Annotated in this window: 15 protein-coding genes; 4 read left to right on the top strand and 11 right to left on the bottom strand. The window is 37.9% G+C overall.

Translation table 11 applies throughout. From position 1 onward, the window contains the following. Nucleotides 1-9: 9 nt before the first annotated feature. Genes ACMAZI_RS12135 through ACMAZI_RS12125 form a run of 3 tightly spaced genes read left to right on the top strand, consistent with a single transcriptional unit; the run spans nucleotide 10 to nucleotide 2,746 of the window. Entirely contained in the window at nucleotides 10-321 is a 312-nt protein-coding gene (locus ACMAZI_RS12135; RefSeq protein ID WP_115361435.1) for a DUF4398 domain-containing protein, read from the top strand. Nucleotides 322-342: 21 nt separating this feature from the next. Continuing rightward, the gene (locus tag ACMAZI_RS12130; protein WP_115361438.1) at nucleotides 343-1,122 is read left to right on the top strand and encodes a tetratricopeptide repeat protein; all 780 of its coding nucleotides are present in this window, start codon (nucleotides 343-345) and stop codon (nucleotides 1,120-1,122) included. A gap of 13 nt (nucleotides 1,123-1,135) precedes the next feature. Next, nucleotides 1,136-2,746, top strand: coding sequence for a multiheme c-type cytochrome (locus ACMAZI_RS12125; protein ID WP_412474148.1), 1,611 nt, complete (start codon nucleotides 1,136-1,138; stop codon nucleotides 2,744-2,746). Nucleotides 2,747-2,750: 4 nt separating this feature from the next. Here the strand turns inward: ACMAZI_RS12125 and smpB are convergent, their stop codons facing one another. Genes smpB through ACMAZI_RS12100 form a run of 5 tightly spaced genes read right to left on the bottom strand, consistent with a single transcriptional unit; the run spans nucleotide 2,751 to nucleotide 7,456 of the window. Beyond that, the gene (gene smpB, locus ACMAZI_RS12120; RefSeq protein WP_115361442.1) at nucleotides 2,751-3,200 is read right to left on the bottom strand and encodes an SsrA-binding protein SmpB; all 450 of its coding nucleotides are present in this window, start codon (nucleotides 3,198-3,200) and stop codon (nucleotides 2,751-2,753) included. 2 nt (nucleotides 3,201-3,202) lie between these two features. Beyond that, nucleotides 3,203-4,006, bottom strand: coding sequence for a 16S rRNA (adenine(1518)-N(6)/adenine(1519)-N(6))-dimethyltransferase RsmA (rsmA, locus tag ACMAZI_RS12115; protein WP_115361444.1), 804 nt, complete (start codon nucleotides 4,004-4,006; stop codon nucleotides 3,203-3,205). Then, nucleotides 4,006-5,079, bottom strand: coding sequence for a tRNA (adenosine(37)-N6)-threonylcarbamoyltransferase complex transferase subunit TsaD (gene tsaD / locus ACMAZI_RS12110; protein ID WP_412474147.1), 1,074 nt, complete (start codon nucleotides 5,077-5,079; stop codon nucleotides 4,006-4,008). Before tsaD ends, rsmA begins: the two co-directional genes overlap by 1 nt. Before the next feature lie 50 nt (nucleotides 5,080-5,129). Continuing rightward, nucleotides 5,130-6,464, bottom strand: coding sequence for an HD domain-containing phosphohydrolase (locus ACMAZI_RS12105; RefSeq protein ID WP_158536857.1), 1,335 nt, complete (start codon nucleotides 6,462-6,464; stop codon nucleotides 5,130-5,132). A 53-nt stretch (nucleotides 6,465-6,517) separates the two neighbouring features. Further along, entirely contained in the window at nucleotides 6,518-7,456 is a 939-nt protein-coding gene (locus tag ACMAZI_RS12100) for a calcium/sodium antiporter (RefSeq protein ID WP_334678922.1), read from the bottom strand. A gap of 23 nt (nucleotides 7,457-7,479) precedes the next feature. On the opposite strand from ACMAZI_RS12100, the gene ACMAZI_RS12095 reads away from it, so the two are divergent. After that, nucleotides 7,480-7,971 (top strand): hypothetical protein, encoded by a 492-nt coding sequence (locus tag ACMAZI_RS12095; RefSeq protein ID WP_412474146.1) that lies wholly within the window; start codon nucleotides 7,480-7,482, stop codon nucleotides 7,969-7,971. Here the strand turns inward: ACMAZI_RS12095 and ACMAZI_RS12090 are convergent. The 6 genes from ACMAZI_RS12090 to ACMAZI_RS12065 all read right to left on the bottom strand — a co-directional run bounded on the left by ACMAZI_RS12090 (nucleotide 7,940) and on the right by ACMAZI_RS12065 (nucleotide 12,727). Then, nucleotides 7,940-8,905, bottom strand: coding sequence for a hypothetical protein (locus ACMAZI_RS12090; RefSeq protein ID WP_115361454.1), 966 nt, complete (start codon nucleotides 8,903-8,905; stop codon nucleotides 7,940-7,942). The two genes, ACMAZI_RS12095 and ACMAZI_RS12090, sit on opposite strands and share 32 nt — an antisense overlap. Then, entirely contained in the window at nucleotides 8,902-9,918 is a 1,017-nt protein-coding gene (locus ACMAZI_RS12085) for a hypothetical protein (RefSeq protein ID WP_120404250.1), read from the bottom strand. Before ACMAZI_RS12085 ends, ACMAZI_RS12090 begins: the two co-directional genes overlap by 4 nt. After that, the gene (gene hpt / locus ACMAZI_RS12080) at nucleotides 9,911-10,423 is read right to left on the bottom strand and encodes a hypoxanthine phosphoribosyltransferase (protein ID WP_120404249.1); all 513 of its coding nucleotides are present in this window, start codon (nucleotides 10,421-10,423) and stop codon (nucleotides 9,911-9,913) included. Before hpt ends, ACMAZI_RS12085 begins: the two co-directional genes overlap by 8 nt. Before the next feature lie 12 nt (nucleotides 10,424-10,435). Beyond that, entirely contained in the window at nucleotides 10,436-11,278 is an 843-nt protein-coding gene (locus ACMAZI_RS12075) for a uracil phosphoribosyltransferase (protein ID WP_115361460.1), read from the bottom strand. Next, a complete protein-coding gene (locus tag ACMAZI_RS12070; protein ID WP_115361462.1) occupies nucleotides 11,262-11,924 on the bottom strand; it encodes a thymidine kinase in 663 nt (220 codons plus the stop codon). The genes ACMAZI_RS12075 and ACMAZI_RS12070 overlap by 17 nt, the downstream gene beginning before the upstream one ends. 131 nt (nucleotides 11,925-12,055) lie before the next feature. Beyond that, nucleotides 12,056-12,727 (bottom strand): hypothetical protein, encoded by a 672-nt coding sequence (locus ACMAZI_RS12065; RefSeq protein WP_115361464.1) that lies wholly within the window; start codon nucleotides 12,725-12,727, stop codon nucleotides 12,056-12,058. Nucleotides 12,728-12,745: the final 18 nt, after the last annotated feature.

The raw sequence follows: 12,745 nt of genomic DNA, 5'->3' as shown, positions 1-12,745 counted from the left end.
GAAGAATAAATGAAAGTATTAAAGTCTAAAATTACATTTTTACTTTTACTTCTAACTCTGGGTAGTTGCGGTCTAACGACCGTACGCCCTAAGTTAGAAATGACTTATGCACAGGTTGCTTTCCTTGCGGCAAAGGAAGCTGGTGGCCAAACACTCGCCCCTAACCTCTATCGAAAAGCCGAATTCTACTACTTAAAAGCTAAATCAAGCTACAAGAGAAAGTTTTTTAATAAAGCTAAGAAATACGCCATTTTATCAAAACAATTTTCTGAAAAGGCCGAATTCAAAGCCTATCGTAAAAAAACTCTCGATAGCATCTAATCATATTCTGGAGAATTTCTCATGAAGAAAACTTCCCTACTATCGACTATCACATTAATTACTTTAATGGGATCAATGACTTCTTGTAAGACACAGGAACAAATTGAGCGCGAAAAGAAAATCAATACAATGTCAGTTCAAATGCAGCAGAGTCAAAGACTTAATGCAGATGCCATCTCTAAGATGCAAGAGCTAGAGTCTTCTATCGCCGCCTTCCAAGGACAAATGGAAGAGTATACCAATGGTAAAGACCAGAAGGTTGAAGAGCTACAAAATAAAATTAATAAGCTCGAAGAACAAAACACTTCCCTAACTGATGAAGTAACAAAGCTTTCTGCAAAAATTGAAGAGCAAGATAAGTATATTAAAGAAGTTATTGCTCTGCTAAAAAAAAAAGATAAGCAAAGAAGAGCAAAAGCAGCTGCAAAGAAGCGCTCTCCTTATAACGAGGCCATGTATCTCTATGGAAAGGGTAAGTATTCTCAAGCTCGCCCTATCCTAGAAGAGCTTTATAAGGCCGGAAAGATCAAAGGCAAAAGTAGAGATCGTATCAACCACAACCTTGGAATGGTTGCTTATATTCAAAAGAGATATGATGATGCCATCACTTACTTCTCGTCTTTATATACGAAAAAACCAAAATCACCTTATAACGCTAATGGATTAGTTTACCTTGCCCGCTCTTTTGAAAAGAAAGGACAAAAAGATCAGGCCATAGCGATTCTTCAAGAGATGCTTAAGTCATTTCCTAAAAGTCGCCACGTTCCTGCAGCAAAGAAATTACTAGCAAGATTAAAATAAGAAAGGTCACTCAATGAAGAGAATATTTGGATTACTTACTTTAACTTTAGCACTTTCGTGCCAAAGTATTATCGACATGGATAAAGCAAACTCAGAGCTAAAGATTGAAGGCCCTAAGTTTTCCATCCTCTTCTCTCATTCAATCTCAGGTGAAACACATCCTTGTGGATGCCGTCAATTCCCTCTGGGAGGACTTCCACAAGTAGCAGGCTTTATGCACGAGCTAAAAAAAGAAAAACAATTTCTCTATGTTGATACAGGAGATATGCTCTTTCCTTCTTCAATCGTTCCAACTCATATTGCAAAATCACAAATGCAAGCAGCAAAGGATGTTGCTAAAGGACTCGATAAACTTGGCCTAAAATACACTCTTCCTGGAGATCAGGATCTTGCTGCTGGTGTTGGATTTTATAAAGAAGTTCTAAGTGAAGTTAGCTTCACTCCCCTTGTTTCAAACTTAAGTGATGAAAAAAAGAAGGACTTCCCTCATCAAGAGTTTACTAAGATTGTATTTGGAAAGAAGACAGTCTATTTAACAGGAATTGTTGAACCAAGTACTATACAAGGTCCATTACAAGGTTATTTTAAAAGACCTGAAGCAAGTTTTCCAGAAACCCTAAAGAAGCTTAAAGAAGCTGGATACGACGAGAAAAACCCACTAACACAGCTTGTGGTTATGTCTCACGCAGGACTTGATTACGATAAAGGCTTTGCTAAGAAATTTCCTATGATCGATTGGATTATTGGTTCTCACTCACAAAGTTTTACTAATTATTCAATTGATGTTGGTGATACTCAAATCGTTCAAGTTCTCTCAAAGAACCACTACATAGGAGAGATTGCCATCTCAAGTGGAAAAGAGAAGCTAGAAAAAGAATTTTCATACCACGAAATGCGTGAGCAATTAGGAGAGAAAATTCCAAATAACCCATTTACGGCCTATATCAATGAATCAAAGAAGAAATTAGATCAGATTCGTGATGAGGAACAAAAGATGATGTACTCAGGCGGTAATGAAATCAAAAAGATTCCAGATGCTAAGAGCTGTCTTGAATGTCACGAGGCCCAAGGAGAACACTGGGCAAAGACTCCTCACTCAGTTTCTTTTGCAACGCTTATGATTGCAGGAGAAGAAAATAAGACCTCTTGTATGAAGTGCCACTCTGTTGGAATGAATGAAGAAGGTGGTTATATCAATCACAACGATATTGTTCACTTCAAAGACTTAAAGACAACAGATAAAGGCTTTAGCGGCCATAAGAATAAGTATTGGCAAGATGTTTCAAAGGCCTTCAAGGATGTTAAATCAATTCGTAAGCTCTCTGATAAGAAAGTATCAGCTCTTCGTGTTGAATGGGATAAGCTTGATGAGAAGCATAAGGTTGAGCATAGCTATGCCAATGTTCAGTGTTTAAATTGTCATGAGGTTGTTACTGATCACCCATTTGCTATTGAAAATGATGAGCAAAAATTGGCCCACACCAAAGCTTCAATAAAGAATAAATGCCTTGAGTGTCACACAAGTGACCAATCACCAGAGTGGTATAAGAAAGATCGCGATGGAGTTTATTCAGGTCTTGATGAAGATTACTTTGAAAAAATGTACAAGAAGATGGTGCACTAAAAGCTTAGTTATAGTCACCTCTTCTTAACTTTCTTTCAACATCTTTTTTCTGCTGATCAGATCGCTTGTCGTGGAGCTTCTTACCTTTAGCTAAGGCAATTTCTAGCTTCACGCGAGAACCCTTAAAATAGATAATCGTCGGAACAATCGTTAAGCGCTCGGCCTTTGCACGGTGAGCGATTTCAGCGATCTCTTTTTCATGGAGAAGAAGCTTTCTCTTTCTCGCCTCTTCATGATTGAATTGATTTCCAAATTCATATTCAGGAATCTTGATATTATTGGCCCAAACTTCGCCATTTTTATCAATTGTAATATGGGCCTCACCAATTGAGACTTTTCCAGCACGCAATGACTTCACCTCTGTTCCAGCGAGAACCATTCCAGCTTCGTAAAGTTCAAGTAATTGATAATCGAACTTTGCTCTCTTATTTTTGGCTATTATTTTCTTTCCCATATTTACTCATTTAAAAATTTATATAGATTTTGCAAGTCTTCTAATTTTAGCGCTTCTGCCCTAACTGTCAAAGGTTGATTAATATGTGCTAGTCCCGCTTGAATTTTTTCAACAGAAGTATAGCTCTTTAGAACCTTTCCTAGCTGCTTTCTCTTAAATTGAAACACTGCTCTTAAGAATTTCTCAAATTTTGTAAATTCGTCCAGAGCAATCACAGGATTGTCTATTCTCTCAAAGCTAATAACGGCCGAGTCCACTTTTGGTGGTGGCGTGAAAGCTCCCGGAGGCGCCTTAACTAGAAGCGATGTTTTAAAATATGTTTGTGATAAGGCCATTAGAGAGCCCATGAAATTCTTCTTTGAAGCAAAGGCAAAGACCTTATCGGCAACTTCTCGTTGAAACATCAATGTCATATATTTAATTGATGGTGTTTGAAGAAATTTAAGAAGTAGCGGCGTTGAAATATTATAAGGCAAGTTTGAAACAAGCCATGTCTTATCACCAAGTCCCTTCTCATTAATGAAGGCCTCAAAATCAAAGGCCAATGCATCCGTAAAGTTGATATGATCAGCTTTTACAATTGGTGCAAGGTATTCAATCATGCGCTCATCTTTTTCAACAACGTGAATATCTTGGTTATGAGCAGCAAGGTTCTTAGTAAGAATTCCAGGGCCTGGTCCTACTTCAATAATACTTTCGGCAACTTCAGCAAAGTCATCTGTTATCTTTGAAATAATATTTTGATTATTTAAGAAGTGTTGTCCTAGATCTTTATTGGCCCAAGGTAGTTTCTTGCTATCTTCCACTAAGTCTTCCTATGTTCTTTCTTATTAATAAATCGAGAACGTGCATCAATGCTAAGTGTAGCAGGATACTTAATACGACTCTCATAATTTCTTAGGGCATAATTAGCAATCATGGCACCATTATCTGTACAATATTTAGGTTCAACAAAGAATACGTTCTTATACTTCTCTTTTAAAACTTTTCTTAGATAGCTATTACAAGCGACACCGCCTCCCACAACAACAGGAAGATTCTTATGTCCCAACTCTCCAGCTTTCTCAATTGCATAGCGAAGCTTAAGCTTTAGGGCCGACACAATAGCGTGCTGATAAGAAGCACAAATATCCTTTGTATCCTGATTAATATCTTCAGGAGAATTTACATAATAGTCTGGATTCTTCTCTAGAAACGTTCTCAGGGCCGTCTTCACACCTGAAAAACTTAGGTTACAATCTTTTGAAGTCTTAAGTCCCACAGGAAATTCAAAACGGTTGATATCACCTTCCTTTGCTAGATCATCAATAATTCGGCCAGCAGGATAACCAAGTCCCATTAGCTTTCCGCCTTTGTCATAGGCCTCACCTGCGGCATCATCAATTGTTGAGCCAAGAACTTCCACATCATCACTTGCGCGAACAAGAGTGTAGAGACTGTGGCCTCCACTTACAAGAAGTCCGATATATGGATAAGTCACTTCATGAGTGAGATGAACTGCTTCAAGATGAGCAAAGAGGTGGTTTACCGCAAAGATATCCACTTTCTTTAAAAGAGAAATCGTCTTGGCCGCATTTAGTCCCGTTAAAAGTGGACCAAGGAGTCCAGGGAAAGTCGTCACACCAACAAGATCAATATCTGAAAGTGTCACACCTGCTTTTTTAATGGTTACATCTAAGAGCGGGGCCAATTTATCGAGGTGATTTCGAGAAGCAATTTCAGGAACAACCCCACCCCATTGGGCAAGCATTTGCTCTTGTGAAAATAACTCAAATGCCAAAACTTCAGGGGCCTGCCCAGAAGATGGATCACCTTTAAGAACCGCCACAGACGTGTCGTCACAACTTGTTTCAATGCCTAAAATATACTTTTGACTCACAGCTTATTACCGTTTTTTAAGTTATTGATTTATTTAGGTGCACCCTATCACTATTTGAGAATTTTATCGACAATTTTGACAATTTTTTCAAAGTGATCTTTGGAAAAGTTGGCCTGCATATGCTTTGCGATGTCTTCACTATACTCAAGATCGTAGTGATACTCTTCCATCTTCTTAGCTAGCTCATGGGCCACAATAAAAACTGCTGTTAAGGGCTTAATTTGTTTAGCATATAGCCCACGGGGAAAACCATTTCCATCAGGTCTTTCGTGGTGATTGATGAGAATTTCGTAAAGATTCTGGTCATTTATCCCCTCTTTTTCAAGAGTTTCAGATATCAGACGCCCGTGACTTAGAACAATATTCTTATCATAATCACTTAGCTCGGCCTTAAGAAGCTCTCCTTGAGAAGAGATGCGAGCAAGTGACTCATCTTCTAAGAGAAGATCGTGGTAAACAGAAGTCAGAATAATCGTTTCAATATTATCTTTCTTTCCCCAGGCCAGCTGCTTTAGAATTTCAACACCTAAGATACTTGTTAGGTAGCAGTGGTCATAGAGGTAATTTGTCATCTGCTCTCTTTCTGCCAAGAGATTCTTTAGCTTCACACTACCTTGGGATAGTTTTTTAAGATTTGAAACATAACTATCCACCACGGCCATGGAACCTTCACTAATTCCATAATTTCCAACCAGTCTCTTTAGAGTCATAATGGACTTTTGAGCAATATCCAGATGTTCAGCTGGCGTTGATGGGTCGTATTTTAGAAATGAAACTTCACCTGCATTAACGACAAATTCATCCAGATCATCTTTATTGATATAGAGATAATTAATATCGCGATCAAGATAACTTTCAATTTGAGAGATTGTAAAAGTATCTCCCCTTTTGATGACCTTAACAAATTTTGAATCACTAAGTTTTACATAGGTATCACAAAGAGCAATGGTTCCTCTAAGGAAGTACTCTGTATTGATTTTCTTATAAGCTGTTCGAGATTGAACAAAACTTGAAGGTCCACTCAATTCCGTGACGATATTTTCAAATGAGACATAAGAAAATGGTTTTGGAAGATGCGCTCTTTTTAAGTGATAAGTAATATCACGTTCAAAGTTTATAAACTCTGCTTCAGTGAATGATGTAATCGTTAGAGTTGGAATATTTAACGACTTACTATCGAGAAAAGAGAAAATATCCTCGTCCCCATCGCGAAAGTACTCTGAAATAATAAGATGATAATTACCAGACGCATTGAGCTTGGCCTTAAGATCCTTAAAACTAGCAACTCGCGTGATATTGGAATCTTGGAACGTGTTCTCGATACCTAAGACGTATATATCACTTAATTCAAAATCTGGTTCCGCAATTAAGACGTTAAAACTCATAGAAGACATTTTAACACTTGCCCAATTTTTTCCCTAGATGGAACTTTATGCTTTTATCTCACCCAGTAAAGCACCATTCCAATATAGCAGGCCAAGAAAATACTCCCCGCAATACGATAAAATGCTCTCTTCATATAAGAGATTGCAATTAAGAAAAGTGCTGCAAATACTAGAGCACAAACCTCGGGCATAAAATTTTCTGAAATTTTAATTTTATAAAAGACCAAGCTTCCAAGAACGAAGGCCACGTTGAAAATATTTGAACCGATGATATTTCCTGTGATGATATCGGAGTTCTTTCCCTTCTTTACTGTCATGATTGCCGTAACAAGTTCAGGAAATGAAGTTCCAAAGGCCACAAAAATAGCAGAGATAACATAACTTGAAATGCCAAATGCCAAGGCAAGTCCAGTTCCACTCTTAACTAGTAGCTCTCCCCCACCATATAAAAGGGCAAAGCCAGCAAGAAGGTGAAGAATTTCTTTCATTTTAATTTCATCTTCTTTATGACTTGGTTTTTCAGGGTCGGCCATATGGGCGCGCTCTTTTTTCATCTCTCTAAATGTGTCAAAGAGGTAGAAGGCCATGAAGCCAAGAAGAAGAGCACTTCCCCACCAGTAGATTTGCTCTTGTAAGAGAACAACACCTAAGATTGCAGTAAGAATTAAATGAAGAATTAATTGTCTCTTAATATCTGCTGACGTCAAAAAGAGTCTTCCAAGAAGTCCCGAGACCCCTAGGATCAAAAAGAGGTTGGCAATATTTGAGCCCACAATATTTCCCAGAGCAATCCCTGGATCACCGCGATAGCTTGCTAGCTGAGAGACGAAGAATTCTGGAAGCGATGTTCCAAATCCTACGATTAAAAGTCCAATAACTAAAGGAGATAGTCCTAAAGCAAGACCAATTTTCTCTGCAGACTCAAGAGCAAACTCGGCCCCATAATAAAGCATAACAATAGCAAGAACTAATAACACAACTTGTAAAACCATAAATTATTTCCAATAATTAACATATGTTAGATTTAAAACGCATTTATCTTCAGTTTAGCAAAAAGAATTTCAAATTCCTAAATATTTCGTCGTGCTTTATTGCCGACATCTTTGTTGCTGCCTATATCTATATTCTCTATACAGATCCTAAGCTGTATGAGGATTATTTAAGCACCACAGCAAAAATGATGGAACAAGTAGATAAGGCCAGTGCATCAATGATGAAAGACCCTGTCTTTCAAAAACAAATTGTGGATCTGATGATTCAATCGGCCATATCTCTTATTTGTATCTATCTCATCATTCATCTCTTCATATACCTGTTTCGTTTCTATGATAAGAAATTTGCTGACGGCTACCTAAAATTCTATTGTTGGACGGCAGGTGTGCTGATGCCAATTGTGGCCTTATGGGATTTTTCAAATCCCCTAGTATTGATGTTTATGATTCCTGGAATCATTCTTCTCTTTAATGCATTTGGCTTTAAGTACCAGAGACAAATGAAGGAAGAATAAAATTTGTTAAATGAGGAAGAGTCCAATCAGGCATACTGCGTGCCTGGCCTTTGGCCTTTTGAAGTCCACATACAGCAAGTAAGAATGAATCAAAGGCACGAACATTTTTTACAATGATCTCTAAATCATTATCATAGATAAAGATCCCTAGCTTATTTTCTATCTTTTTCACAATATCAAGACGGGCCTCAATTCCAAGATCAAGATCTGTTAGATTTAAGATATTCTTTTTTAGAATGATACGACTCTTTAATAATTCTAAAAGAATGAGGTTTACATGCCCTTCATAAAAGAAACACTCCTGAGGGAAGTGTCTTTTCATATAAGAAAAGCGTGAAAGCATCATGAGTGATGTATTTCCAAATGAATCAAAAGTTGTATTAAAGAGTTCTAAGAGTTGATCGTGATATGAGCACCAAATCCAAAAATCAAGTGAGCGATTCCAATAAGGAACAAAACCTTTTTTCAATCTTCTCTTAAATGACTTTGATAACATAAAGTCCTGAGACTCTTTAGAAAAAGTATCGCGATCAAAGTGAGTGAGATCTTCAAAATTTCTTCTTCTCTCATACTCTTTTGGGTTTTCTTCTTCCATCTTTCGATCAATCTCTAAGATGGCCGTAATATCTTCTCTGACCTTCTCCACATGCCCCACTGGACACTTGGCAACACCAGGGCACTTTAGATTACACTCATGACAGGCCGGGCGAGAAAGAGGAAAATCCACAATGACGTGTTTCAAATCGTATTTATCAATCCACTGATTGAGAATATCATCTCCATCAGAGTATTCATCTTCATCTTTTACATCCAGAATAGACTTAAGAAACCAACGTCCGCTTTCTTTATGGTGATCAAGTAGGCAGAAAAAGAAATTATCTCTTCTTCCTCCCTTCATTGAAAGTCCGGCGACGCGATTAAAAGTTAAGTTCATAGTGGCGCTTCAACACTAAACTCTAAGACTTTCATCTTTGAGCGTGTAATCTCCTTTAATACAGCTTCTTTATGTTGTGGGCCGTGAGCAAGAATGAAACATCCGCCTCCACCAGCTCCACAAACCTTCATACCAATAACATGCCCACTTTCTCTAAGTTTTGAATAGAGAGCTCTCATGTCATCAGTAACAATTCCTGAAAATAGTTTTTCTCTTTGTGCACCTTCACGACAAAGAAGTCCAAGAAAGTCATCAAATTGCCCATCTTTAATTGCGCGATAAGCAGAGAATGTTAAGTCGCGAATTGTTGCAAGCCCTTCTCTTACACCATTTTCATGATCAAAGAAGTCTTTATACACTTGCCAATTATTAATTGCTGAAAGCCTTAGCTTTCCAGAATAAACTAAAGTTAAATGAGACTCTAAGAAGTTTTTAAAAGAGTCACTATAGAGTTGTTCAACTGCAATAGCACTATCAGTTGCCTTTAGAGCAAGAACCCCTCCGTAAAGAGCTGGATAATAATCTTGGTAGCCACAAGGGCCCTTATTTAAGATCTTCGATTCAATATTTTGAACCGTATTGATGGCCGTTTGGCGATCAAATTCGCGATCAGTAAAATCACATAGCGCTTTATAGACAGTCACACCCATTGATGAAGAGCCACCAAGGCCAGCACCAGGAGGCGATCCCGATTCAGTCGTAAGACGTATTCCACTCGTTAACTGAAAGTGGTGAAGAATTTGAGCAAGAAATGAAAGTGGCCCAAAGGTCTCACCTTCAAAATCTTCATTTGTGAAATCGACACTAGAATGGCGAGTTGTTGATTCATAATCAATTGAAACAAACTCAACACCTTCATAGTCAATTTCTTCAACAATAACCTTGGCCTTAAGTGATGTTGCCAAGTTTAGTGTAATTGTATTTCTAAGAACCTGATTAATAGGAACAATATCGAGAGTTCCCCCTAAGAGATCAACTCTTACAGATCCTTCATTTGAAGCACTTTTAACCATTATAAATTCCAATATACGGCAGCTCTCTATAGCGTCCGTCAAAGTCTAGGCCGTAGCCAATAACAAATTTATCTTCAATTTCAAAACCAAGATAATCAATCGAAACTGGATGTGCAGTCTTTGCAGGCTTATGCAGTAATGTTGCAAGTTTAATTGATTTTGGTTCTCTTTCTTTTAGTAGAACGTTTAACTCACTAATTGTAAGTCCTGTATCCACAATATCTTCAACAAGAACAACGTTCTTGCCTTTAATATCAACTTTAATATCTTTAGTAATTGTAATCTTTCCTGTACTTTCTGTTCCCTTATAAGAGCTAGCTCCAATAAAGTCGAAATAAACAGGAGACTTCATCTGACGAATAAGATCGGCCACGAAAATAAATGCACCATTTAACACACCAACGACCACAACCTCTTCTCCACCGAAGTCTTGATCAATTTGACTAGCTAATTCTTTAATACGTGATTCAATTTTCTCTTGAGAAATATAAGTTTCAATGGCCATAAACTTTCCTTACTATACAAATGAGTTATTTAAGATTTCACCGACACCACCTGCTCCTGGTACGATGTATTGTTTTCCAGTTAAACCAACTTCCTCATCCCAAAGAGTTCCAGGAACTGTTTTTAAAACGTGCTCCGGAGAAAGTCCTCGATCAAGCCTTAGCGCATAGATCTCCACATCAGGATGATCCTTTTGCATACGCTTTATATATTCAGGCGTTACAATGAGATTAATCGAAATATATTTTAAGGCCTTGCCCTTAACTTGATCTTTGTAGTGTCCAACCGCAAAAGACATGGAACCACCAGTTGCCCCCATTGGATCAGGAAGAATGACAATAGCACCTTCTTGGCCGCCACCAATTTTTGATCCACTAACATCCACTCCAATCACTTGTTCATTTTCATCTACCTTACGATTAACATAGAAATGATCCTGACGGATTAAAGAAGAGTTTAAGAAATAGTTTAGATTTTCAAAGCAAACGTGACTTGGGAAAGTTCCTGCGCGCGCAAGATCCACACAAACAACAGGTTGCTCTTTCTTTATGACCTCTTGATCAAAAACGGCCTTATCTGTAAGCCCTGCCATACGAGAGCGAACTTCAATAACTTCCTTAGGAAATGAATTTCCAAGTACTGCTTCAAGAAGAATAAAGTATAGCTTTTGTATTAAGTGATTGAGTTCTGGCTGAATGACGCCTTCATTTGAAAAGCGCGCTAATAAGCTTTCTGCCAAAGGATTGGAGAGAATGTAAACATTCTCTCCATATTTGTGTTCGATTTGACTTATTTTAAAATCGTTAGATTCGTAGTGTACGTCTTTAAGTTTTGATATTTTAGATTGTGTTTTCATTTTCCAATTTCACCTCGCTCTTAGAGTTTACCTCTTTTAAGCCTCCAAGTGAAATTGAAAATGCCTTAACATCTTGATCTTCATCTAAATAATCATAGTGAGCACGACATCTTGCTTCATATAAATCGGCCTCTCCCACAAGAACAGTTTTCTTATTCTCACTTGGTAGTCGATATGTTTTCGAAGCTGGTGCACCACAAACAGTACAGATGGCCTGAATCTTCATGACATCGTCTGCGATACATAGAAGCTCTGGCATTGGACCAAAAGCTTTTGATTTAAAGTCTTGATCTAGGCCTGCACAAATAACGCGAATTCCGCGACGAGCAAGTTTAGAAACGACTTTGATAATTGTGTTATCGAAGAATTGAACCTCATCAATTGCCACGATACGAGTTGAATCATAAACCTTCTGTAAGATTTCAACTGCATCCTTAACCGGTTCTGCTTCTACATGACGTGAAGAATGACTTACGACATTTGTCTTGTGATAACGGTCATCAATAACAGGTTTGAAAATTTGAACTTTTTGACGAGCAATTTGTGCTCGAGTTACTCGACGGATTAACTCTTCCGTCTTCCCAGAAAACATTGGTCCGCATACGACCTCAATGCCGCCGGTTTGGTGTGCGTGGCTTGCGTACATTGACTTAAACTCCTATTAATGTCAGATTTTTTTGTGTTGTGTCTCTAGGATTTATTATGACGGCCTAAGGGTTTTTAGGCCACTTACATCTTCTATCAAAAATTGAAAGCAACGCAACGAGTGCAGTGAGCCTAAATAAAGCTTATGATGAGACTGATGTACATTAGCATCACGAGGAAAAGCCCTACGATCAGTATTAATGGGGATAAGAGAATAAAGAAGCTTTGCACAAAAGAAAACCTCAGATTATAACGCAGTCCAAAATACAAGTAGACCACTTGAGAAACAAATTTTAAAAAGTCCCCAAAGATTGGAATGATTAAAAAGAAATTCCCTACGAGCGACGCAGCAATCGTATCTTCAAGATTAACTCCCTCAAGATCCTTATCAAAGAGTCCCGCAAAAAGAGAAATCACCACTCGCCAGAATTTAACAAAAACCCAGGCAGAAAGTGGGAAGAAGACAACTTTAAATAGTGTCGAAAATAAGAAAGCCTTTTGTTGAAATTCACTTGATGAGAAAATTGCAGGAAGAAAGCCTTCCTTTGCCATTTGCGCAGATAAGAGAATACCGATATGAATTTGTACCAGTGAATAGAGGCCATAGATTAGAACAAATGGCCAAGAGGCCAATGTAAAATCAGTAAACTTTAATTGTACTCCTCGTCGACTCTCATCTTTTACGATTTCAAAGAGACGCGCTTCGCGAATCTTTTCGAGCTCTTCCCTGTGGCTTGCTATATTTGAATTAACAAGTTTTGGATAAAGGAGGTACTTAATATATTGCTGATAAATGCTAATCACGTTTTTATTTTAATTGAA

Source organism: Halobacteriovorax sp. YZS-3-1 (assembly GCF_047084945.1).
Taxonomy (GTDB): domain Bacteria; phylum Bdellovibrionota; class Bacteriovoracia; order Bacteriovoracales; family Bacteriovoracaceae; genus Halobacteriovorax_A; species Halobacteriovorax_A vibrionivorans.
Note: the sequence above shows the minus strand (reverse complement) of the source record. Positions and strands in the feature narration are given on the sequence as shown.